28 protein-coding genes and 1 tRNA gene are annotated in these 21,098 nt (G+C 63.2%); 13 read left to right on the top strand and 16 right to left on the bottom strand.

The features are described from left to right. Positions 1-77: 77 nt before the first annotated feature. On the top strand, positions 78-398 hold the full coding sequence (locus P7228_RS04715) for a hypothetical protein (RefSeq protein ID WP_278017059.1): 321 nt from the start codon (positions 78-80) through the stop codon (positions 396-398). 15 nt (positions 399-413) lie between these two features. Here the strand turns inward: P7228_RS04715 and P7228_RS04710 are convergent, their stop codons facing one another. From P7228_RS04710 to P7228_RS04695, 4 genes are all read right to left on the bottom strand, one after another. After that, positions 414-968, bottom strand: coding sequence for a pyridoxamine 5'-phosphate oxidase family protein (locus P7228_RS04710; protein WP_278017058.1), 555 nt, complete (start codon positions 966-968; stop codon positions 414-416). Positions 969-990: 22 nt separating this feature from the next. Then, positions 991-1,410 (bottom strand): nuclear transport factor 2 family protein, encoded by a 420-nt coding sequence (locus P7228_RS04705; RefSeq protein ID WP_278017057.1) that lies wholly within the window; start codon positions 1,408-1,410, stop codon positions 991-993. Between the two features lie 107 nt (positions 1,411-1,517). After that, positions 1,518-2,003, bottom strand: a complete 486-nt coding sequence (locus tag P7228_RS04700) for a YHS domain-containing (seleno)protein (RefSeq protein WP_278017056.1) — start codon at positions 2,001-2,003, stop codon at positions 1,518-1,520. A gap of 153 nt (positions 2,004-2,156) precedes the next feature. Next, on the bottom strand, positions 2,157-3,017 hold the full coding sequence (locus P7228_RS04695; protein WP_278017055.1) for a cysteine hydrolase family protein: 861 nt from the start codon (positions 3,015-3,017) through the stop codon (positions 2,157-2,159). 225 nt (positions 3,018-3,242) lie between these two features. On the opposite strand from P7228_RS04695, the gene P7228_RS04690 reads away from it, so the two are divergent. Continuing rightward, the gene (locus tag P7228_RS04690; protein WP_278017054.1) at positions 3,243-3,812 is read left to right on the top strand and encodes a TetR/AcrR family transcriptional regulator; all 570 of its coding nucleotides are present in this window, start codon (positions 3,243-3,245) and stop codon (positions 3,810-3,812) included. 15 nt (positions 3,813-3,827) lie between these two features. On the opposite strand, the gene P7228_RS04685 is transcribed toward P7228_RS04690, so the two are convergent. From P7228_RS04685 to P7228_RS04675, 3 genes are read right to left on the bottom strand one after another with little or no spacing between them, the layout of a single operon-like run. Next, positions 3,828-4,400 carry a thermonuclease family protein gene (locus P7228_RS04685; protein WP_278017053.1) on the bottom strand — a complete coding sequence of 191 codons (573 nt, stop codon included), beginning with the start codon at positions 4,398-4,400 and terminating at the stop codon, positions 3,828-3,830. A gap of 38 nt (positions 4,401-4,438) precedes the next feature. Then, positions 4,439-4,912: a hypothetical protein gene (locus P7228_RS04680; protein WP_278017052.1), complete on the bottom strand. Its 474-nt coding sequence runs from the start codon at positions 4,910-4,912 to the stop codon at positions 4,439-4,441. Then, positions 4,912-5,334, bottom strand: a complete 423-nt coding sequence (locus tag P7228_RS04675; protein WP_278017051.1) for a hypothetical protein — start codon at positions 5,332-5,334, stop codon at positions 4,912-4,914. Before P7228_RS04675 ends, P7228_RS04680 begins: the two co-directional genes overlap by 1 nt. A 135-nt stretch (positions 5,335-5,469) precedes the next feature. On the opposite strand from P7228_RS04675, the gene P7228_RS04670 reads away from it, so the two are divergent. Both P7228_RS04670 and P7228_RS04665 read left to right on the top strand, forming a co-directional pair. Further along, positions 5,470-5,724, top strand: a complete 255-nt coding sequence (locus tag P7228_RS04670; protein ID WP_278017050.1) for an HP1242/YdcH family protein — start codon at positions 5,470-5,472, stop codon at positions 5,722-5,724. A 417-nt stretch (positions 5,725-6,141) separates the two neighbouring features. Then, positions 6,142-6,681 (top strand): DsrE family protein, encoded by a 540-nt coding sequence (locus P7228_RS04665; RefSeq protein ID WP_278017049.1) that lies wholly within the window; start codon positions 6,142-6,144, stop codon positions 6,679-6,681. A 15-nt stretch (positions 6,682-6,696) separates the two neighbouring features. Here the strand turns inward: P7228_RS04665 and P7228_RS04660 are convergent, their stop codons facing one another. Both P7228_RS04660 and P7228_RS04655 read right to left on the bottom strand, forming a co-directional pair. Then, positions 6,697-6,855, bottom strand: a complete 159-nt coding sequence (locus tag P7228_RS04660; protein ID WP_278017048.1) for a hypothetical protein — start codon at positions 6,853-6,855, stop codon at positions 6,697-6,699. A gap of 184 nt (positions 6,856-7,039) precedes the next feature. Further along, positions 7,040-7,393, bottom strand: a complete 354-nt coding sequence (locus P7228_RS04655; protein ID WP_488350070.1) for a BufA1 family periplasmic bufferin-type metallophore — start codon at positions 7,391-7,393, stop codon at positions 7,040-7,042. Positions 7,394-7,548: 155 nt separating this feature from the next. Between P7228_RS04655 and argB the strand changes: the two genes are divergently transcribed. The 5 genes from argB (at position 7,549) to P7228_RS04630 (ending at position 11,060) form a co-directional block, all read left to right on the top strand. Continuing rightward, positions 7,549-8,454 carry an acetylglutamate kinase gene (gene argB, locus P7228_RS04650; protein ID WP_278017047.1) on the top strand — a complete coding sequence of 302 codons (906 nt, stop codon included), beginning with the start codon at positions 7,549-7,551 and terminating at the stop codon, positions 8,452-8,454. A gap of 71 nt (positions 8,455-8,525) precedes the next feature. Then, a complete protein-coding gene (locus P7228_RS04645) occupies positions 8,526-8,819 on the top strand; it encodes a YggT family protein (RefSeq protein WP_278017046.1) in 294 nt (97 codons plus the stop codon). Next, positions 8,819-9,712: a bifunctional methylenetetrahydrofolate dehydrogenase/methenyltetrahydrofolate cyclohydrolase FolD gene (folD, locus tag P7228_RS04640; protein WP_278017045.1), complete on the top strand. Its 894-nt coding sequence runs from the start codon at positions 8,819-8,821 to the stop codon at positions 9,710-9,712. Before P7228_RS04645 ends, folD begins: the two co-directional genes overlap by 1 nt. Next, positions 9,709-10,440, top strand: a complete 732-nt coding sequence (locus P7228_RS04635) for a hypothetical protein (RefSeq protein ID WP_278017044.1) — start codon at positions 9,709-9,711, stop codon at positions 10,438-10,440. Before folD ends, P7228_RS04635 begins: the two co-directional genes overlap by 4 nt. After that, positions 10,437-11,060 (top strand): MarC family protein, encoded by a 624-nt coding sequence (locus P7228_RS04630; protein ID WP_278017043.1) that lies wholly within the window; start codon positions 10,437-10,439, stop codon positions 11,058-11,060. Before P7228_RS04635 ends, P7228_RS04630 begins: the two co-directional genes overlap by 4 nt. A 4-nt stretch (positions 11,061-11,064) precedes the next feature. On the opposite strand, the gene P7228_RS04625 is transcribed toward P7228_RS04630, so the two are convergent. Next, positions 11,065-11,679 (bottom strand): LON peptidase substrate-binding domain-containing protein, encoded by a 615-nt coding sequence (locus P7228_RS04625; RefSeq protein WP_278017042.1) that lies wholly within the window; start codon positions 11,677-11,679, stop codon positions 11,065-11,067. Positions 11,680-11,685: 6 nt separating this feature from the next. After that, positions 11,686-12,612: a tetratricopeptide repeat protein gene (locus P7228_RS04620; protein ID WP_278017704.1), complete on the bottom strand. Its 927-nt coding sequence runs from the start codon at positions 12,610-12,612 to the stop codon at positions 11,686-11,688. A 187-nt stretch (positions 12,613-12,799) separates the two neighbouring features. Between P7228_RS04620 and P7228_RS04615 the strand changes: the two genes are divergently transcribed. Both P7228_RS04615 and P7228_RS04610 read left to right on the top strand, forming a co-directional pair. Then, positions 12,800-12,874: transfer RNA gene (locus P7228_RS04615), tRNA-Gly, on the top strand. A gap of 162 nt (positions 12,875-13,036) precedes the next feature. Then, positions 13,037-15,238 carry a TonB-dependent receptor gene (locus tag P7228_RS04610; RefSeq protein WP_278017041.1) on the top strand — a complete coding sequence of 734 codons (2,202 nt, stop codon included), beginning with the start codon at positions 13,037-13,039 and terminating at the stop codon, positions 15,236-15,238. Between the two features lie 3 nt (positions 15,239-15,241). Here the strand turns inward: P7228_RS04610 and P7228_RS04605 are convergent, their stop codons facing one another. After that, positions 15,242-16,423, bottom strand: a complete 1,182-nt coding sequence (locus P7228_RS04605) for a saccharopine dehydrogenase family protein (RefSeq protein WP_278017040.1) — start codon at positions 16,421-16,423, stop codon at positions 15,242-15,244. A 520-nt stretch (positions 16,424-16,943) separates the two neighbouring features. On the opposite strand from P7228_RS04605, the gene P7228_RS04600 reads away from it, so the two are divergent. Continuing rightward, a complete protein-coding gene (locus tag P7228_RS04600) occupies positions 16,944-17,135 on the top strand; it encodes a hypothetical protein (RefSeq protein ID WP_278017039.1) in 192 nt (63 codons plus the stop codon). A gap of 172 nt (positions 17,136-17,307) precedes the next feature. Here P7228_RS04600 and P7228_RS04595 read toward each other — a convergent pair whose 3' ends face one another. Beyond that, positions 17,308-17,895 carry a hypothetical protein gene (locus P7228_RS04595; RefSeq protein ID WP_278017038.1) on the bottom strand — a complete coding sequence of 196 codons (588 nt, stop codon included), beginning with the start codon at positions 17,893-17,895 and terminating at the stop codon, positions 17,308-17,310. Positions 17,896-17,997: 102 nt separating this feature from the next. Next, the gene (locus tag P7228_RS04590) at positions 17,998-19,182 is read right to left on the bottom strand and encodes an acyl-CoA dehydrogenase family protein (protein ID WP_278017037.1); all 1,185 of its coding nucleotides are present in this window, start codon (positions 19,180-19,182) and stop codon (positions 17,998-18,000) included. Between the two features lie 180 nt (positions 19,183-19,362). Here P7228_RS04590 and P7228_RS04585 point away from each other — a divergent pair, with 180 nt between their 5' ends. After that, complete coding sequence (locus P7228_RS04585; RefSeq protein ID WP_278017036.1) at positions 19,363-19,872, top strand: YybH family protein; 510 nt, start codon at positions 19,363-19,365, stop codon at positions 19,870-19,872. A gap of 78 nt (positions 19,873-19,950) precedes the next feature. Here the strand turns inward: P7228_RS04585 and dcd are convergent, their stop codons facing one another. Together dcd and P7228_RS04575 are read right to left on the bottom strand one after the other, a co-directional pair. After that, complete coding sequence (dcd, locus tag P7228_RS04580; protein WP_278017035.1) at positions 19,951-20,505, bottom strand: dCTP deaminase; 555 nt, start codon at positions 20,503-20,505, stop codon at positions 19,951-19,953. Positions 20,506-20,564: 59 nt separating this feature from the next. Then, positions 20,565-21,095 (bottom strand): hypothetical protein, encoded by a 531-nt coding sequence (locus P7228_RS04575; RefSeq protein WP_278017034.1) that lies wholly within the window; start codon positions 21,093-21,095, stop codon positions 20,565-20,567. Between the last annotated feature and the right edge of the window lie 3 nt (positions 21,096-21,098).

The raw sequence follows: 21,098 nt of genomic DNA, 5'->3' as shown, positions 1-21,098 counted from the left end.
TGTAGGATTTGCCCGGCCAATCAGCGCGCGTTCAGCCTCGCCGTGCGACCTCTGCCGACGAACCAGGAGCGCCTTTCATGACCCATCCCCTTCGCCTTGCGCTGCTCGCCGCCGGCGCCGCCGCTGTCCTCGCCACGCCCGCCGCCGCCGATCATAACGAGAAATACGAGCGCAAGGGGCCGCGCGAGTGGTCCTATGTCTATGACGACGGGCGCGAGATCGAGAAGGAAGAGCGCAAGGGCCGCGAGTACAAGCGCGAATGGAAGCGCGGCGACCGCGAGCACAAATACGAGGAAAAGGCCGACGGCAGCTGGAAGGAAGAGATCACCGACGGCAGCTGCAAGATCGAGCGCGGGCGCAACTCGAACGGGCGCTATTTCGAGAAACGCGACTGCTGAGGCGCGCCCGCCGCGTCAGGCGAGCGCGGCGAGCTCCTCGGCGGTGAAGCGCTGGGGGATGTGCTGCGGGCAGTTCCAGTCGAACGCCGCCAGCGTGATGACGAAGGCGCGCTCGGGCACGGCGTCGTATTCGGGATCGTGCAGGCTTGCGACCAGCGCCGGATCGTCCGCCGCCTCGACCAGCTCGACCGTGCCGAGGATCTTGAGCCGGCGGCGGTTGGGGTAGTCCATCAGGAACAGCGCGATGCGCTCGTTCGCCTGGAGGTTGCCGACGCTGAGGTACTGGCGGTTGCCGCGAAAGTCGGCATAGGCGAGGTGCTTGGCGTCGAGCAGCTTGAGGAAGCCGCGCGGCCCGCCGCGAAACTGGAGGTAGGGCCAGCCAGTCTCCGACACGGTCGCCTGGTAAAATCCGTCGCGCTGGCTGATGAATGCCGCCTCGCGCGCGGTGAAGATGTCGCCGCCCGAGACTTCCGGGGCGAGGAACCTGGCATAGCTGTCGGCGCTACCCTGTTTTTCCTGCATGGCGCGGACGTTGGGGGTGAAGGTCAGTTCGGCAAAGGCGCGGGGCATGGGGCTCTCCTCTTGGCTGGATTTACTTGAAGCGGCGATCGGCCTCGTCGATCGGTTCGTCGTTCACGCTGGCGAAGCGCTGGCGCATCAGGCCGGCCGCGTCGAATTCCCACATCTCGTTGCCGTGGCTGCGGAACCACTGCCCCGCTTCGTCGTGCCACTCGTATTCGAACCGCACTGCAATGCGGTTGTCGGTGAAAGCCCAGAGCTGTTTCCTGAGGACGTAGTCGAGCTCGCGGCTCCACTTGTCGGCCAGGAAGGCGCGGATTTGCTCGCGGCCCTTGAGGAAGGTGGCGCGGTTCCGCCACTCGCTGTCCTCGGTGTAGGCGAGCGCGACCCGGTCGGGATCGCGCGTGTTCCAGGCATCTTCGGCGGCCTGGACCTTGGCGGCGGCGGTTGCGGCGGTGAAGGGCGGGGCGATGATCGGTTTGCTGTGCGACATGAAGGGTACTCGGTTTGAAGGGAAAATGCGGGGCGCGGCGTGGAGAGGGTGGGACGGGCCGCGCCCCGCGGGGAGGGCTGAGATGGGGGCAGCTCAGCGCTCGAGGGTCAGAGTTCCTCGACGGCAGTGTGCTTGATTGTCGGCCACTGCTGTTCGGCCTTCCTCAAAGTGTTGTCCTTGTCGGCCAGGTACTTCTCGAAGATAGCTGCGTTGACGAAGAGGTAGAGCTTGCCATCGACGATATCGGCGTAGCGCGGATCGCCGTCGAGCTTGCGGCCGAGTGCAACCGCGTAGGCGCAGAAGCCGCCATATTGCGGCAGGTACTTGACCGGATCGGACTTGAAGCGTTCGGCGGTCACTTCCGAGGCGAAGTAGTACGCGACACCATCGTGCACGACGGCGTACTTCGCATCGCCCTCGGCTACCGCATTGAGCGTGCTGAGCGCAACCGGGTCGACGCCGTGGACGCCGAGCCCTGCGCCGTCGAGCGTGTAGCCGCTGGTGACATTGTATTCGTCGGCTGCGGACGCCGGCACTGCTGCGCCGATCGCAACGGCGATGGCGAGGGCGATTTGCTTAGGGGTGTTTGGCATTGTCATTCTCCTTGGGGTCGGCATTGGGGGTGAGGTTTAAGAGAGGACGGCGACCGCGAGAGCCGGGAGGGGTCGGGGGATGGCTTGCGCGGCCACCGTCCAGTTGGCTGGAGCAGGACGGGGGGAGAGAGCTCCAGCCTGGGGTTGGAGGCCTTATCGGTTGGCGTAAGCGGCCCTGATCGCCTTCAATGTGTTCTCGGTGTTGTCGACCGCGCTGGCGATCATGCGGAAGTTGACCAGCGAGGCGGCGTAACCATCGTAGTGCGGCGTAATCGCGCCGGCGGTCGCATCGGTCACAACCATCACCTCAAAGCCAGCCTCGATCAGCGAGCGCATATGGGATTCGGTGCAAAGGTTGGACGACATGCCGGCCAGAACGACCTTCGAGATCCCGGCCTTGCGTAGCTGCAGGGCGAGGTCGTTGCTGTCGGGCCCGTAGACCTTATGAGGACTGGTCACCACGGTGCGGCCATTGTCGATATGCGGCTTGTACTGTTCGAGCCAATCGGCGCCGGATCCCTCGAACCCCTCCAGCGTCAGCGCGTGGGGGCGGTCGAACATGCCAATGGCGTGCATCAGCGTCTCGAGCGTGCCCTCGAATTGCCAGCGGTGATCGTGTTCGAAATAGTAGTGGGGCGAGACGAAGACCGGCATGCCGGTTTCATCAGCCACGTCGAACAGCGCGCCGATGTTCTCGACCGTCCCGTTCTCGCTGATGCTCTGGCCAACGACACCCCAGGTCACGCCCTGAGGGGAGAGAAAATCGTTCTGCGGGTCGGTGATGACGATCGCTGTCTTGCCGGGTTCGATCGCGAAGCCGGGCATGGGGAGACCATCTTCGACCGGCGGGGCCTTGGCGGAAACGGCGCGGGGCTCGGTCGCATCGGCGTCAGCCGTGAAGAGCGGGGTAAACGCCAAAGCCAGTAGTCCGGCGAACGATATCGCCGATGCGTAGGGGGGCTTTGCCTGCTTCACGGCTTGCCGTGTCGAGCATTCCAGGTCCGGGGTCTTCATTCAATCCTCCTGCTGTCACTTGGGGGGGCATTAACTGATCGGTAAACGTTAGATATGAGAGGTGAACCGATCTGTCAATGCTGATCTTGCTTCAGGAGATCGAGCTCGCGACGTTGGTCGAGCAGACGTTCTATAAAATATTGAAATAACGCATATTCGGGAACGAGATTTGCAAGTCCCGCCTGGAAGTACTATTTACAGATAGGTCAATGTCAGGAGCTTAGAATGAGCGCATCCAAGCGCGACGAACTGGTCCAGAAGGCGCTCGAGTCGTTTTATCGTGGCGGCTTCCACGCGATCGGGATGGACCGGCTGGCGAAGGAAACCGGCGTCTCCAAGACGGCGATCTACAAGCACTTCCGGACGAAGGACGACTTGATCCTCGCCACGCTCCGCCTACGCGACGAGCAGTTCCGCAACTGGCTGATGCGACGGGTCGAGGCACTGGCTCATGATCCGCGTGGCCGCTTGTTTGCGATCTTCGATGCGTTGGGAGAATGGTTCGCCGAACCCGGATTCCGGAGCTGCATGTTCATCAAGGCTTCGTCCGAATTCCAGCAGCGCGGCGAGCCGATCCACACCATGTCGGCGGAGCATAAGCACCTGCTGGCCCGCTACTTTGCCGAGCTGGCACAAGCGGCAGGGGCAAAGGAGCCGGAAGAACTCGCGCGGGAACTGCTGGTCATCAAGGAAGGGGCGATTGTCCTCGCCCATCTGCACGATCCCGCATGGATCGCCGAGGACGCAAGGCGTGCCGCGGCCGCGGTCATCACCCAAGCGGTCGGGTCAGGCTAGCACCCGACAGAGCGCCTAGCCGCACCAATCCTTGCTCTCCCAGATGGCTTCGCCTTCGGCGAGGCCCTGGCCGATCATCCATTCGGCCAACTTCTCGTAGGAGCCGTCGGGCAGCGTACGCCGCGCGCTGCGCAGCTCGCGGCCGTATTTGTCGCGGGGCGGATGCATGCCGCCGTCCCACTCGAAGGCCCCGCGATTGAGCCAGTTGTGCAGCGCCGCCGTGGCTCTCGCCGCCATCATCTGTTCATTGGGACAAGCGCCCGCAACCTCGGGTGCGTCGAAGCCCTTGAGGCGGATGCGCCGCGCGCCCTCGCCATAGCCCAGCGTCACCGTGTCGCCATCGGTTACACATTGGAATGGGCGACCGCGCGCACCGCAGGTGCCGAACGGCGGGCTGACGGTCTGCCATTCGGTCGGCCGCGGCGGGTTGACGATCCACCACGTCCCGATCAGCACGCCCACCAGCAGGCCGATCCGGGCGGCTGGCCACCAACGCGTGCGCCGCCTACGTCTACGGATCAGCGGGGAGCGATAGGTGCCGGGCCTTGCCCCCTTTGCTCTCCGCCTGAACCTTGCGAACCTGCTCATCGCTGCAGGCATATCAGGCGAGGCGGCACCGGCCTAGTTCAGCGGAAGCGGACCCCTGACAACAATACCCGCGAATACCATTGGTGCGGTTGCGCCGTGAAGCGCCACCAGGACTGCTCCAGATTGCCGACCCAGGATCCGAACAGAAGGCGGGTGCTCGAAGGACCTGGCTCGACGGCCAGCCAGCTCGCCGTGCCCGTCCCCTTGGCGTGCAGCAGGATCTGTGTGTCGTCTCGCTCCACCACCTCCCACACGGCGATGCGATCCGTCTCGCCGCGAGCCAGCGCCCGCGCGTCGGCATCGGTGGCGCCCCGTGCGATGAGCCCGAGCACCAGCCGCTCGGGCCGAAACGCCATGCTGCAATAGAATTGCTCGATGTAGTCGGCAAGGGTGACCTCGCGCCCGGCGGGATTGGGCACCTCGCGGGCGAAGCAGTCGCGATAATCCCCTGCTCCGCCAAACCCGGCGAGCAGGCTGTCCGGCGGCAGCTCGATGGCGGTGACCCTGCCCATCAGGGAAGTGCGGCTCGATCCGCCGCACGCGACCGATGCGTCTTGTGAAAAGCCAACCACGGCATCAGGGCGAACGCCAGCTGCGCCGCAAACCCGTAGAGCCCTGGCGGTTTGAGCAGGCCCGCGATCCACTGCGCTGCCCCCTCCCCCAATGTGCTCGCGAGCGTCACTTCGGCCGCCATCAGCAGGAGAAAAGCGAGTAGGCCGATTGCAAGCGCCTCGCCCGCCTGCGCGATGGCGAACCGGGCGATCAGCCAGCGGGCAGCGAGCCAGCTCGCCGCCAGCATCACCGGAATCTCGAGCAGCAGGAAATTGCGCTCTCCCAGCGCCTCTGCGCCCCACAGCACGCGCACAGTCCCCAGCACGAAGCCGAGCGCAAAGATCAGCGCCCAATAGGTCAGAGCGGATTTCACAATGCGCATGGCATGTCCTTAGCACGACGGCGCCCGGTCCTGTATCCCGCGCGATCACGTCGCCTGATTTGATCCTGGACAAAGTCCCGCCATGCCGCGGTGCTAGAGTGGCGGCATCGTCAACCTTGCCCGGAAAGGCCACGGATGTCCCAGCACACTCCCAACGAACTGACCCAGATTTTCAAGCGCGACCGCGACTTGCTTACCCGGCTCAAGCAGGATGACGCGCATTACGCGCGGCTGGCGGACGAATATCACGAGGTGAACCGCGAGGTGCACCGGATCGAGGCTGAGACCGAGGCGGCCAGCGACGAGCGCACCGAGACGCTCAAGAAGAAGCGCCTCGCGCTGCTGGACGAGATTACCGCGATCGTGGGCAAGGCGCGCGCCATAAGCTAGCAGACCCCGGCGCGCTGGCTCAGCCTGGAATGCGCGGCTCTCCGCGCCGGTCTTTGCCCGCGCGACGGTCTCCCTCGCGGCGGTCTGGGTGATCGATCGGGTGCTGTCCCCGACGCCGATCGGCGCCGCTTCGGCGACCGTTTTCGGGCGTATCCTGTGCCAAAACTGTTGCGTCCCTTGATGGCCCACGCGCGATTGCGCAGGCTCCGCACGACCCGGACGTTGTATTTGTAAAATCTACCCGGTTTGCGCGTGATTGCAAAGCGTTAAGTGCGCCCGATTGCGGGGCGAGCCGCCACTGCTCTGTACGAAGACCGTGCTCCACGCGTTCCATCGAGTAGGGTTCGGGGCAGGGATTGCGGGTCCGCGAAACGCTTGGCACAAGGTGGCCGACGTTCATCTCGGGAGACTATGCACATGAAGTCCTTGGCCGCTCTTAGCCTGGCTCCGGCGCTCGCGCTGGCGATGACCGCTGCGCCAGCCCTGGCTGACCACCGTGCCGAAGGTGAGGTCACGGTGACGCCGACCATGCCGCTACCCGCGGATGCGGTGTGGAAGCACAGCTTCGACGCCTACGAGGGCGAGAAGGGTGAAGAGAATGGAGCGATCAGTCGCGCGCTCTGGTTCGTCAAGACCATGGGCGAACATGGGGTGGACGAAGCACGGGCGAAAAGCGCCGTGGTCATTCACGGCCCCTCGGTTTTCGATGTGGTCAAGGATGCGCGCTATGCTGCCAAGTATGGCGAAGGCGAAGACGGTGCTCCCGCTCGCAACCCCAATCATAACAATGTGGCCGAGTTGATCGCGCGGGGCGGGGAGATCTGGGTTTGCGGGGTTTCGGCCAAGCATCACAAGGTTGGCGATGAGGATCTGCTCCCCGGCGTGCGGATGGCACCGGCGGCGATGATCGCGCACGCCGATCTGCAGCGGCGCGGATTCTCGCTCAATCCTTATTGAGACCTTGGGCGCCAGTCAGCCGGCGCGGCGGTCGACCCCGCTTCTGCGTTCGCCACCCAGGCGCCGGTCTGGCCCCTCGAACGGCAGCTGCGCCTTGCGTCGGTCGTCTCCGCGGCGATCGCCCGACCGCCGATCGTTGGGGCGCAAGTCTGCGCCTTCGTTTGCTCGATCCATTTATGCTCCCCTATGGTGATTACCGAAACCAGTGCCACCATGGTCAAATGGAATATGTAAAATTTCCCAACAAGTTATTAAGGCGCCAAGTATTCATACCAGGTCTATTCGCAAGAAACGGGCCGCAGGATGGTACCCACGACCCGTCTTACTCGCTGAACCGGATTTGGCCTGATGGGGACGTTCAGGCCGCGACCGGGACAAGCGAACCCTTGCCTTTTGGTGTCTCGATTTCGAGACAGCTGCCCTCGTCGACATATTTCCAGGCGTTCCCCTGATAATCGACGGTGCTGGTGCCCGCGCAGCTCGTGCCCGGACCGGCCGCGCAATCGTTCTTGCCGGCCAGTGCCACGCCGTAGCATTTCTCCTTTTCGCCGTCCGGGTTCTCGGCCGCGGCGACTACTTCGGGGTTCTGCGAATTCTCCGCGGCAGCCATTGCGTCGTCGGCGGCGCCTTCTTCCGCGGCGGGCGAACAGGCTGTAGCGAGGCCAGCCGCAATGGCGAGTGCGAGGCTGCCCTTGTTCCGAATAGATGTCATTGTGCTCTCCCTTGTCGATATGGCGACCCGCGCCTGTGGCGCATCGCAATCAGTCATTCGCAACGAACGGGGCAAAGGTTACATCCTGCGAAACTCTTTCCACTCGGCGGCCAAACCGCTAAGCGCACCTCTCCCCGGGCAGGAGTAACCCAAGGATGAATGCCAGCAGCGACAAGTCGATGCTTGCCAAGGCCGAAGTGCTGATCGAGGCGCTCCCCTACTTCCAGCGCTACGCCGGTCGTACCTTCGTGGTGAAATACGGCGGTCATGCCATGGGCGATCCGGCGGCGGCGCAGGATTTCGCGCAGGATATCGTGTTGCTGAAGGCGGTCGGCATCAATCCGGTCGTCGTCCATGGCGGCGGACCGCAGATCGGCGCGATGCTCAAGAAGCTGGGGGTCGAGAGCACCTTCGTCGACGGGCTTCGCGTCACCGACAAGGAGACCGCCGAAGTCGCCGAGATGGTTCTCTCCGGCGCGATCAACAAGGAACTGGTCGGCTGGATCGCGAGCGCGGGTGGCAAGGCAATCGGCATTTCCGGCAAGGATGGCAACCTCGTCACGGCGACCAAAGCGCAGCGCACGGTCAAGGATCCCGACAGCAATATCGAGCAGGCCGTGGACCTCGGCTTCGTCGGCGAACCGGCGCATGTCGACACCGCGATCATCGATACGGCGGTCAACGCCGGCATGATCCCGATCATCGCCCCGATCGGTGCGGGCGCTGACGGCCATACCTACAACATCAATGCCGACACGATGGCGGGTGCGATCGCGGCAGCGCTGGGCGCCGCGCGGCTCTTTCTCTTGACCGACGTCGCCGGGGTGCTCGACAAGCAGGGCGCATTGCTGACCGACCTCACGCCCGCGGACATCGCGGTGCTGAAAGATGATGGCACGATCAGCGGCGGGATGATCCCGAAGCTCGAAACCTGCGTCAGCGCGGTCGAAAGCGGTTGCGATGCAGCGGTCGTGCTCGATGGCCGCGTACCGCACGCTATGCTGCTCGAATTCTTCACCGCCCGGGGTGCCGGCACGCTCGTGCGGAACCCCGTCAGTTAGAGGGTAGCGCACGGCGTATTGCCAAGGTAATACGCGAGGACGGGACGCCCAGGAAACGGATCAGGACAGCAATGGAAGCCCTTCTCGCAATTTACCAGATCATCGGTCTGCTCACCAACGTGCTGGTGATGCTGATCATCATCCAGTTCGTCATCGGGCTCCTATTCGCCTTCAACGTGGTGAACACCTCGAACGATTTCCTCATGGCATTCTACAACTCGATCAACCGCTTGCTCGAGCCCATGCTGCGGCCGATCCGCAACCTCATGCCGAACACCGGCTCGATCGACTTTTCGCCGCTGGTGCTGATCATCGCATTGCAGATCCTGATGATCCTGCTGTCCAGCGTCATCCGGAGCGTCTGATGGCGGCAAGCCGGATCGACGGTAAGGCCTTCGCCGCCAGGCTGAGGGATCGTGTCGGCGAGCTCGCGCGCGAGTTTGCCGACAAGGCAGGGCGCAAGGCCGGTCTCGCGGTCGTGCTGGTGGGGGAAGACCCGGCCAGCCAGGTCTATGTCGGGAGCAAGGGCAAGGCGACCGTCGCCGCCAACATGGCAAGCTTCGAGCACCGCCTGCCGGCGGATGCGAGCGAAGCCGATCTTCTCGTGCTGGTTGAGCAGCTCAATGCCGATCCGGCGGTCGACGGGATCCTGGTCCAGCTTCCGCTGCCGGGCAATCTCGACGAACAGGCGATCATCTCTTCGATCAGCCCTGACAAGGATGTCGACGGCTTCCATGTGATCAACGCCGGGCGCCTGTCGGTCGGCCAGAGTGGTTTCGTGCCATGCACGCCGCTCGGCTGCATGATGCTCCTCACCGACCAGCTTGGCAATTTGTCGGGTCTGGAAGCGGTCGTGATCGGCCGCTCGAACATTGTCGGCAAGCCGATGGCACAGCTGTTGCTCGACGCGAACGCCACGGTCACGATCGCGCACAGCCGCACTAAGGATCTGCCGGCGGTGGTCCGGCGCGCGGACATCGTGGTCGCGGCGGTCGGACGCCCGGAAATGGTCAAGGCAGACTGGCTCAAGGACGGGGCCACCGTGATCGACGTCGGGATCAATCGCCTGCCTCCCGAACCGGGTGCCGAGAAGGGCCGCCTGGTCGGGGATGTCGCTTTCGACGAAGCCAGTGCGGTCGCGCGCGCCATCACTCCGGTGCCGGGCGGTGTCGGGCCGATGACGATCGCTGTCCTGCTCCGCAACACGCTGGTAGCGGCCTATCGCAATGAAGGGCTGGAGGTTCCGGAAGGTTTATGAAGAAAGCCGCAATAGCCGCTCTGACGGTCCTGCTGGCCGCCTGCGCCAGTAGCCAGCAGCCGCGAACGCCCGACCGGGTCATCAATCTTGCGCTCGCCGGGGCGCCGGGCCAGGCGCAGCCGAGCAAGGTGGTCGCAACCGAACTCGCCTTTGCGCGCATGGCGCGTGAGGAAGGCACCTGGACTGCCTTTCGGGAGTACGCGACCAAGGATGCGGTGATGCCCGCTCCGAATTTCCGCAACGTCCACGAAGTGCTCAAGGATCGCGCCGATCCCGCCGAGCCGATAGTGTGGGAGCCGGACATGGTCTGGGTCAGCTGCAATGCGCAATATGCGCTGTCGACGGGTCCGGCCGATTATCCGGGCGGTGCTCGCGGCCGGTTTGCGACGATCTGGCAATTGCAGAAGGACGGCGAGTATCGATGGGTCGTCGACCAGGGGTTCGAGCTCGATGAGGGCTATGCGAAGCCCGAGTGGATCACAGCCGATGTAGCGCAATGTTCGGCGACCAGGCCATCAACCGCCGCTCCTGCAACCTTTGCCGATCACAGCCAAGGGCGCAGCGCCGACGGCACGCTTGTCTGGCGGACAGAGATTGCTGCCGACTGTGGCCGGACCTTTGTGGTCGAGGTGCTGCGCGATGGCGCAATGGCGGAAGTGTTCCGGCGCGAAGCGGCTGCACCTCCCGTTCCGCAGGGGCGTGAGCCGATAGCCTGCATCCCGCAATGACCGAACTGTTCATTTCGGCTTTCATCACCCTGTTCGTGGTGATCGACCCGCCCGGCTGCGCGCCGATCTATGCCGGGCTGACCAAGGGGGCGACCTCCGGCCAGCGCACTTCGATGGCAATTCGCGCCACGCTGATCGCATCGGTCATCCTGTTGATCTTCGCGCTGTTCGGCGAGGACCTGCTCGGCGCGCTCCATATCGAGCTCAATTCCTTCCGGATCGCCGGCGGGCTGATGCTGTTCTTCATCGCCTTCGACATGGTGTTCGAAAAGCGCACGCAAAGGCGCGAGGAACGGGCCGAGAAGATCGCGGCCACGCCCGAGGTCGAGGACGTCTCGGTTTTCCCCATGGCTATGCCCATGCTGGCCGGCCCGGGCGCGATCGCTGCAATCATGCTGCTGATGAACGAGGCCGATGGAACGGACGAATCCCTCGTCGTGCTCGGCGCTCTCGGCGCGGTGCTTGTCCTGACGGCCCTCGCACTGGTTGCAGCGGGCCCCCTGATGCGCATCTTCGGAGATCGCGTCGAGGCGGTAATTACCCGCCTGCTCGGCGTGCTGCTCGCGGCGCTTGCGGCGCAATATGTGATCGACGGGCTGAAGGGCAGCTTCGGGCTTTAGTAGCCTACTGCAAGGTAACGATTTCGTCGTCGCCGTTGTCGCGCCGGCCGTAGAACTGCATCAGCTGGACGAGGAGTTCGCAGCGCGTCGCGAGATCGGGCGCTTCGAGCAGCGCCTGCTTGCTGGCTGGGTCGAAGGGCGCAATCTGCGAAACACCGTTGATCAGCGACTCGTCATCGAGCCGCGCCACGGACTCCCAGTCGACGCTGTAGCCCTGGGCATCGGCAAAGCGGCGCGCTTCGCGTTCGAACCCCGCACGCTCGATCGCGGATATGCAATCGTCCTCGTCATCGTCGAGGAGTTCCGCCTCGACCTGCCGGAAGGCGGTGGCCACTTCGAGCTCGCGGAGAACCCGGAAACGAGATTCCCCTTCAAGAATGATATTGAAGCGACCATCGTCGAGCGCTTCGACATCGCCGATCCGACCGACGCAGCCGACTGAGTAGAGGGGGGCGCCTTCGACCGGGCGCTGCGGTTGGATCATGGCGATCCGGCGGTCGCGCGCAAGCGCATCGGACACCAGCGCGCGATAACGCGGCTCGAAGATATGAAGCGGCAGTTGCAGCCCGGGAAACAGGATGGCTCCGGGTAGCGGAAATATGGAAAGCCGCGAGCTCACGCGCCCCTAACCGAACAGAATCTTGGACAGGCGACGGCGGGTGGCAACGACCCACTCATCCTCGAGGCCCACCGCTTCGAAGATCTGCAGAAGCTTTGTGCGCGCGGCACCGTCGTTCCACTCGCGGTCCTTCTCGATCGAGCCGAGCAGGACATCAGCAGCCTCGTCGCGTGAACCGGCTGCGAAGGCGGCCTCGGCAAAGGCCAGCTGCTTCTCGTGGTCGTCGGGATTGGCCGTTGCGTTATCGCGCAGCGCATTCAGTTCGCCTTCGTCGACCTGGTTGCCAGCGAGTTCGAGCGCACTCGTTGCAGCGTGCAGCGCTGGGTCGTTGGCAAGCGCCGGGTCCATTTGCGCCGCCTCAAGCGCAGCCCGTGCCTCATCGACCTGCCCCAGTTGGACAAGCGAGCGGATCAGGCCGGCGTGAGCAGCGCCATTGTCGGGCGCCATCTCCGCCACCTGGCCGAAGATACCGGCGGCGCGCTGCGCATCGCCTTCGCTCAGCGCATGCTCGCCGAGGGCGAGAAACTGTTCGAGATCTTCCTTCGAAGGAGCGGCCGGATCAGAGCCGTTTGCGCCCGCCTCGACTGGCAATTGAGCCAGCAACTGGTCAAGCACCTGCTTCAACTGCGATTCGCTGCGCGCATTGGTCAGGTCAGCCACCGGCTGCCCCTGGAACATCGCATAGACCGTGGGGATCGACTGCACCTGGAACTGGGCGGCGATGAACTGTTCCTTGTCGACATCGATCTTGGCCAGAACCACGCCCTTGTCGGCATATTCGGCCGAAACCTTCTCGAGGACGGGGGCCAACGCCTTGCACGGCCCGCACCATTCGGCCCAGAAATCGAGGATGACGAGCTTCTTCATCGAGGGTTCGACCACGTCCTTGCGGAAGCGGTCGACCGCCTTCTGCTCGTCGAGATTTAGACCCATGCTGGTCAAGTAACGTCCCCTTGCCGAATGAATTGCCCGTTTTAACTCGGCCCTAATGTGGGCCTTCCCCGCTCAATGTGAAGGGGCAATTTCCCGATGCGATTTTCCCCTTGCTCCCTGAGAAAAGCGTTGCTAGTTGCGCGCCTCCCCACCGGGAAGCTTCGAATTCCCGGTAGAGCGCCAGTGAGCGGGCGTAGCTCAGGGGTAGAGCACAACCTTGCCAAGGTTGGGGTCGGGCGTTCGAATCGCCTCGCCCGCTCCATTTCTCGACATTGCCGGTCGCCAGTAACCTGTGCCGCATGACGGTTATCGTCGCTGACGTGCATTTCGTCGAAACATCGGCATTTGGCCTTGCCTAAGCGGCGATGGCTGCTAGGGCGCGTGATACGTTATCACATAATCAGGAACGGCGGCTTAATCCTTCATGGCACTTACACCCAATACCCTCATTTCGCACAGTGCGCTGGCAGCGGCGATTGCCATCGGCGCGATTGCTGCGCCGGTGCTGGCGCAAGAACAGCAGGGCGAAGGCGATGCAGCAGCCAAGCCCGCACCTGCCGAGCGCGCTCCGATGCAGGACGACGTGCACAGTCGCGAACTCGATTACCAGGGCAACATCGTCGTTACCGCGGTCGGGCTCAAGCAACTCGACCTGCTCGCCGGTACCTCTGTCTTCGAGGCGGAGGAGATCCAGCAGAACATGGCCGGCCAGTTGGGCGATGTGCTGGTGAAGCTGCCGGGTGTCTCGGCTACCAGCTTTTCGCCAGGCGCGTCGCGCCCGGTCCTGCGCGGTTTCCAGGGCGAGCGCGTGCGAGTGCTCAACGACGGGCTTGGCACGATCGACGTGTCCAATACTTCGGTCGATCACGCAACAACCCTCGAACCGCTCACAGCGGAGCGGATCGAGGTGCTGCGCGGTCCCGCGGTCATGCTCTACGGCAGCCAGGCAATCGGCGGCGCGGTCAACGTCATCGACAAGCGGATTCCGCGCCGTATCCCGGACGAGCCGATCCATGTCGACGGGCTGGTCGGCTGGAACTCGGCCTATGATCTGCGCGAGGGCGGGCTCTCGGTCGACATTCCGCTGGCAAACCGATTCGTGGTTCATGTCGACGGCACCTATCGCGAGACCAACGATCTCGAGATCGCAGGATTCACTGTCGCGCCGATCCTGCGCGACGAACTGCTGGAAGAGGCGGCCGAGGAAGAGGCCGAAGGCGAGTTCGAAGAAGCCGAGGAACTTCGCGAGGCCGCCGAGCAGCGCGGCATTCTGCCGAACAGCGCAACCCGAACCTGGACAGCCAATGCGGGCTTCGCCTTCATCGACGGCGACAACACGCTCGGCGTGGCGGTCGGCTGGTACGATACGCGCTATGGGGTGCCGGGCCGACCCGGCGCCGGCCATCATCATGGCGAAGATGAAGGCGAAGAGGAGGAAGGCGAAGAAGAGGGCGAGGAACGCGTCTCGATTGACCTCGAGCAGTTTCGCGCCGACCTGCGCGGGCAGCTCGACCTGGGCGAGGGTGCATTCTCGCAGCTGATCACACGGATAGGCTATTCCGACTATACGCATACCGAATTCGAAGGTGATGAGGTCGGCACCGTTTTCGACGTGCAGGGGTTCGAGGCACGCCTCGAACTGGCGCAGAAGGACCGCGGCTGGTGGCGCGGCTCGATCGGCACGCAATACTACTGGCGCGATTTCTTCGCCGAAGGGGCAGAGGCCTATGTGCCACCGAACGTCACCGAACAATTCGCGCTTTTCGCGCTTCAGGAATTCGGCAATGGGCCCATCCAGCTCGAGGCCGCCGCGCGATACGAGATGAGCGATGTCGAAGCGCAAACGCTTGGTGTGGCGCGCGAGTTCGGCACCCTCTCAGGGGCGCTGAGCCTGATCTACGAAACCGACGAAGCGCTGCGCTTCGGCGCCAATTTCTCGCGGGCCGAGCGTGCGCCGAGTGCGGAGGAACTGTTCTCCGATGGTCCCCACATCGCGACCCAGGCATTCGAGATCGGCGATCCTACGCTGGACGTGGAGTCGGCCTGGGGCGTCGAGGCTTTCCTGCGCGGCCGGATCGGCAAGGCCGAGCTCAATGTCGCGGTCTATCAGAACTGGTTCAGCGACTACGTCTACCTGGTCGACACCGGGCTCGAGGAAGACGACCTGCCGGTGTTCCAGTATTTGCAGGACGATGCCGAGTATTTCGGGGTCGAGGCCGAACTGTCCTATCCGCTCTACCAGGGCGGGGATCTGACGATCATCGGCGATGTGCGCGGCGATTACATCCGCGCTTCGCTCGACGACGGCTCGCCGATCCCGCGCATCCCGCCTCTCAGCCTGCTCGGAGCACTGGAAGCCCAGACCGACAGTTTCGACGCGCGCGCCGAGGTCCAGTGGTTCGCCGAGCAGGATCGCGTTGCCGGGTTCGAAACACCAACCGACAGCTTCACCCTGGTCAATCTCAGCCTGAGCTGGCGACCATTCAAGGATGCGAAATCGGTCACTGTCCTGCTGGGTGCGGACAATTTGCTCGATGTGACGGGCCGTCGTCACGCAAGTTTCACCAAGGATTTTGTGCCGCTCGCGGGACGCAATCTGAAGGCGAGTGTGCGCGTGAGCTTCTAGGAATCAATTCTCCGCGGCGAAGGTCAGATCGGCGTGCTTTTCCAGGCGCTGGACCAGGTCTTCGCCGAGGAAATAGCCCGGGGTTCCGATCCCTCCGGGTTTGTCGCAGCTCAGCAGCGCGATGGCGGTTTCCGCGATCATGCGGCTGGTTGAGCCGTAGCCCGGATCGTACTTGCCCTTGACGCCGTAGTGCAGCTTCTCGCCGTCGGGCATCTCGGCAATGAACAGCACGTCGTAGAACCCGTTCTCGCGCTCTTCCTTGCTCGGGCCTTCGCCCGGCTTGGGCGGCTTGGCGCCGAAGGGGTTCTTCATCATCTCGGTCGCGGCCTCGGCCATTTTCTTGCCGGCCTCGCCCGGGCTGGTGAGCACCATCTCGTCGTAACGGAAGTCCTCGCCCCACGGGTGGCCGAGCAGGAAATTGGTGCGGTGGACGTTCTTGGTGTTGATCGGCGCCATGACGAACGGTGCGGCCCATTTGCCGAGCTCGTCCTCATAGCGCGGGATCATGCCCGAGGGCTGATCAGGGCCTTCGAAGCCCGGCGTCAAACCGAACGAGCTGCGCAATATGCCGATCAGCGCGGGCTTGCGCGCCACCGCCTTCATCGTCTCGGTCAGGCTTGCGACCGTGCCGCCCGAGGCGCCGCCAGCCATCCCGCGGACCCGGCCCTTCACCCGCGGGGCGGGCTTGCCGAAGCGCTTCACCGCTTCCTTCTGCGTCATCAGCACGCCGAGATCGAACGGGATCGAATCGAATCCCGACGAAAAGCAGATATGCGCGCCGCTCGCCTTGGCGGCTTCCATGTGCTCGTCGATCTTCTGCCGCATCCACACAGGTTCGCCGCACAGGTCGGCATAGTCGGTCCCGGTCTTGACGCAGGCAGCGACCAGTGCGTCGCCATAAAGCTGGTATGGGCCGACCGTCGTGATGATCACGCGGGTGCGGTTGCACATCGCTTCGAGGCTCGCAGGATCGTCGGCATCGGCGACGACGAGCGGGGTGGAGGACGGCGCACCGATCTCGTCGCGCACGCTCTCCAGCTTGGCGAGGCTGCGCCCTGCCATCGCCCATTTCGGGCCGTCGGCGGCGTTGCCGTATTCGCGCACGAAATGTTCGGCGACGAGGCGACCGGTATAGCCGGTGGCGCCATAGACGATGATATCGAACTCGCGGTCGGACTTGCTCATGATCGCTCTCCTTTGCCGCCTGCATGGGCCGCACGGCGAAGAGAGTCAAAGCCGCTACGCACCCGCGCTGCCGCAGCATTCTCCAACAGGATGGAACACATGGAACACGGTCCAGGGGCCAAAACGCGGATTGTGTCAATCTGGCGCGGGAAAGTGTGACTGTGGGACGCAGATTGTGTCTTTCGCGGGCCGAAGTGTGAACGTCGAACGCCAAAGTGTGAACTTTGGCCGCGCCGATCTGTGACCCATACCGGATGCGACTGTAACCTTCAGCGGAACGAAACGTGCGGCGGCGCGCATGGCCGCGAGAATGCGTGGGAGAACGAGCGCAGGTCATCTGCAAACTTCAAGCAGTTTGCCGCGCAGTAGGAAAACCGCCGGGTCAGCTTTAGGGGTGGGAACAGGCAATCGACCATTGCCGACATGCCGAAAATTCACCGCGCGTTAGCCTTATCCTTTCAGCAAATCTATTCGCCAACTGGTGTACTTCCAAACTCACAGTTGAGCGGAGAATGTGATCATGAGTGTTCGGCGCATTGAAAACGTGAAGTTGATTGCTCTCGGGGCAGCCTTGGGATTCTGGTTTGTTTTTTACGCCTGGGGCACCGCCAAGGCTGATACTCCGGCCATAGCCTTTTCCCTTGCCTGGCTTGGCCTTGCTGCTTGGCAAAAGCTTTCTCGCGGGCCGGTGTTCGCACCGCAAAGCGCCTGATCCTTTCGGCCTGAAACTGGCAGGAGTATACTCGCCCAATCTGTTCTCGGCGCTCGCACGCAATCGGCAGGCCTAATCGGCCCCGATGGCAACCTGTTGCCTAGCCTTCGACAAGCTCAGGCTGAGCGGTGTGGGAATGCGGAACAGTCTGCGATTGGGTGGAAAGCGGACGTTAGCCTTGCCAGCTATCCAAGCGGCTCACGGACATTATTCGGTAGATGCCGTCCTCACAGCCACCACCGAACTTGCCTGCATCTATGGCTCCCTTCGCGGTGTCAAAATGATCGAACAAGCAGAACTCGTTGACCGACAATTCGGTAGCCATTGAATTGCACGAGAGAGGAGAATGATCTGGGAAGTCACCATACGCAACAACATCGTAGCCAAGCGTCACAGGGCGGTCTGACTCTTCCGGAACAGTCACCTTGTCCTTCACATTTGAGACCTCGGAAGAAGTGAGCGCTCGCCATCTTGCAGGATCGAACTCCCATCCGTCGGTCTCCAACTCGCGTTCGTAGCCAGCATAGAAAAATAGGGTCGTATGAGAAAAGTCGACCGCCGCTTCTCGAGCAAGTTCAAGGATGACTTCCTTACTGTTTGCGAGGCCGAACCTATTGAACTTCCAACTGTCTATGAGCTCAATCACATTGTCATTGACGCAATTGGAAACGCTGCAGACCTCAGAGATATTTGACGTGCTTGGCGTCAACCAGCCCGGAGGGGGCGTCGTTCGCTTGAGTAGGTAGCCAGCTGGAATCATTCGCGACCCTTAACCCATGCGTCTAACGTGCGCTATCGGGTCGTAAGCGGACGTTCTTGGTCGGTTCAAAGATCGGCCCAAACCAGCGCCCGCGCCGCGCCCCTAGAACCCGAACTGCCGGCTCGCCAGGTCGTACATGATCTCCTCCGACCCGCCGCCTATCGCCATGACCCTGACTTCGCGATAGATCCGCTCGACTCGCGCGCCGCGGACGAAGCTGGCGCCGCCCATGATCTGGCAGGCCTCGCGCGCGCAATACTCCATCGTCTGCGTCGCCTGTACCTTGAGCAGGGCAAAGTCGCCGGGGAAGGCACAGCCCTCTTTGACCGTCCATGCCGCGTGATCGATCATTGCCTGCGTCGCCCCGATCATCTGCAGCATCCGCGCGAGCTTGTGGCGGATCGCCTGGCGAGTGACCAGCGGCCTGCCGAAAGTTTCGCGTTCGCGCGCCCAATCGAGCGCATCCTCATAGCACAGCCGGGCATAGCCCGCCGCTTGCTGCGCCATGCCCAACCGCTCGCCGTTGAAGTTGCGCATGATCCCGCCGAAGCCCGCATTCTCAGCCCCGATCAGGTTCTCGGCGGGAACCTCGACATCGTCGAAATGGATCGTGGCCGTATCCGAGGCATGCCAGCCCATCTTCGGCAGCGCCGTGCGGCTGATGCCTGCGCGATCGAATTCGACCAGCAGCAGCGATATGCCGCCCATCCCCTCACCGCCCGTGCGCACCGCTAGGGTGATGTAGTCGGCGCGCATGCCCGAGGTGATGAGCGTCTTGGCGCCGTTGACGAGGTAATGCGAACCGCGGTTCTCGGCCCGCGTCCTGAGGTTGGCAACGTCCGATCCGCCGCCGGGTTCGGTGATGCCGAGGCAGATGATCTTCTCGCCGCTGAGCACTTGCGGCGCGATCCGCTGCTTCAATTCCTCGCTGCCCATGGCGATGATCGGAGGGAGGCCGATCCCGTGGATCATCAGCGAGGCAGGAATGCCTCCCGCGCCGGGACGACACAGTTCCTCCGATTGCACCAGCGAGTGGAAGATATCGAACCCACGCTCTTCGAGGGTGCCGCTGCCGCCATATTCTTCGGGATAGCCGAGCCCGAGCACTCCGGCTTCGGCCGCCTTGCGGTGAAGCTCGCGCGGGACCTCGCCCGCCGCCTCCCAGGTGTCGACATGCGGCATGATTTCGCGGGCAACGAAGGCGCGGACGCTGTCGCAGACCGCCTCATGCGTCTCATCGTAATGGGGTGAGCGGCTGCGCCATTGGTCGAACAGATACTGAGACACGCGGTAAACTCCCCCGGCTTTGACGCAAGCATTCCGCATATCCATCGCGCATGCAAGAAGCCCATAGCTGCCGCCGTGCCGACCGCCATGTCATCGCCTCCATCCATCGCGAGCTTTCCATTGCTGCTTCCGAACAATCCATGGTAATTTAGGGTCATTGCGCTGTTTGGGAGGGATGCCATGACAATCCGCCTGATTCTGCTTACCGCGACCGCGTTGCTAATCTCATCTTGTGACCCCGGACCAGAGGATGCCAACGGCACCTCATCCGAGGCTGCGGCAAGCGTTGCCAGCTCTGCCGAGGAAGAAGCCATTCGGGGTGAGGTCGCTCGATGGCTTGAGCTGATCAAGTCGAAAGACGCAGCCGGAATTGCCCAGATGTATACGGAAGACGGCGCCTTCATGCCGCCCAATGCGCCCATCGGGATCGGCCGGGCCGCGATTGAGCAGAACTGGGCAGCGATGATGAATACGCCGGGGTTCGAGCTCACCTTCGCTCCGGAGCAGATCACCTTGTCATCCTCCGGCGATATGGCGCTCGATCGCGGCAAGTATCGTCTGGCGGTTGGGTCCGATGGGGTCGAACAGATCGACACCGGCAAATACGTGGTGGTCTGGCGGAAGGTCGATGGCTCGTGGAAAGCCGCCGCGGACATCATCAACAGCGACCTGCCGCCGGGGGGAGGCTGACCCACCGCAGCGCAATACGGCTGGCAATGCCCGCGAAGGGGTAGTTAGCGGACGGCGGTTTCGCTTGCCGCTCCGCCCCTAGAGCCGCGGCAGCGTGACGCCGCGCTGGCCCATATATTTGCCGGCGCGATCCTTGTAGCTCGTCTCGCAGCGTTCGTTACCCTGCAGGAACAGGAACTGGCACGCGCCCTCATTGGCGTAGATCTTGGCCGGCAAGGGCGTGGTGTTCGAGAATTCGAGCGTCACATGCCCCTCCCAGCCCGGCTCCAATGGGGTGACGTTCACGATGATCCCACAGCGGGCATAGGTCGACTTGCCGAGGCAGATCACCAGCACGTCTTCCGGCACGCGGAAGTATTCGACCGTACGGGCGAGGGCGAAACTGTTGGGCGGGATCACGCAGACATCGGTCTTGCGGTCGACGAAGCTGTTGGCGGCGAAATCCTTGGGATCGACTACCGCGCTGTCGACATTGGTGAAGATCTTGAACTCGTCGGCCACGCGCGCGTCATAGCCATAGCTGGAGAGGCCATAGGAAATGCAGCCTTCGCGGCGCTGCGCCTCGACGAAGGGTTCGATCATCCCCTCGCTCTGCGCCTTTTCGCGGATCCACTTGTCGGAAAGAATCGCCATGCACGACTGATTCCGCATGCGCGCCGCCACGGCAAGCGCGGGCTGATGTTTTGCCCGGTTTACTTGATCTGGCGCGCGCCGAGCCGGGGGTTGAGCGCGGTGATGTAGTTGAGCCACTTCTTGGGGCGGCGCAGCATGTCTTTCGGGTAATCGACCTTAAGACCGGCGATCTCGGCCATCTTGCCGACGAAGTGGATGCAGTTGCGCGTGTCGAGGTCGTAGAACTTGCCCGGCGCATCGCGCCACGCGGCGACTTCCTTCTTGATCCGGCGGTACTGAGCATCGGTCAGCGTGATCGTGAAATGGCGGTTGGTCTTGGTGATGTATTTCGGCTTCTCGATCATCACGTCATGTTCGACCGGGCCGTTGAGCACCGAAGGGCCGGCGCTCTTGGCGGTGAAGCCGTAATTCTCGCTGACCACTTCGCCGGTTTCGTCGAGCGTGCCTTCGAGCACGATGAAGGTGTGAGGATAGCGCCCGACGATGACCGAGCCGTTGAAGCTGTGGAAGCTCAGCTTGACCTCGGCCAGCGCGGGGGTGGCGCCGAACAGCGAGCAAAATACGAGAATAAGGGCGAAAAGACGATGCATGGA

This window comes from Altererythrobacter sp. CAU 1644 (genome assembly GCF_029623755.1).
In the GTDB taxonomy this organism is placed as follows: domain Bacteria; phylum Pseudomonadota; class Alphaproteobacteria; order Sphingomonadales; family Sphingomonadaceae; genus Erythrobacter; species Erythrobacter arenosus.
Note: the sequence above shows the minus strand (reverse complement) of the source record. Positions and strands in the feature narration are given on the sequence as shown.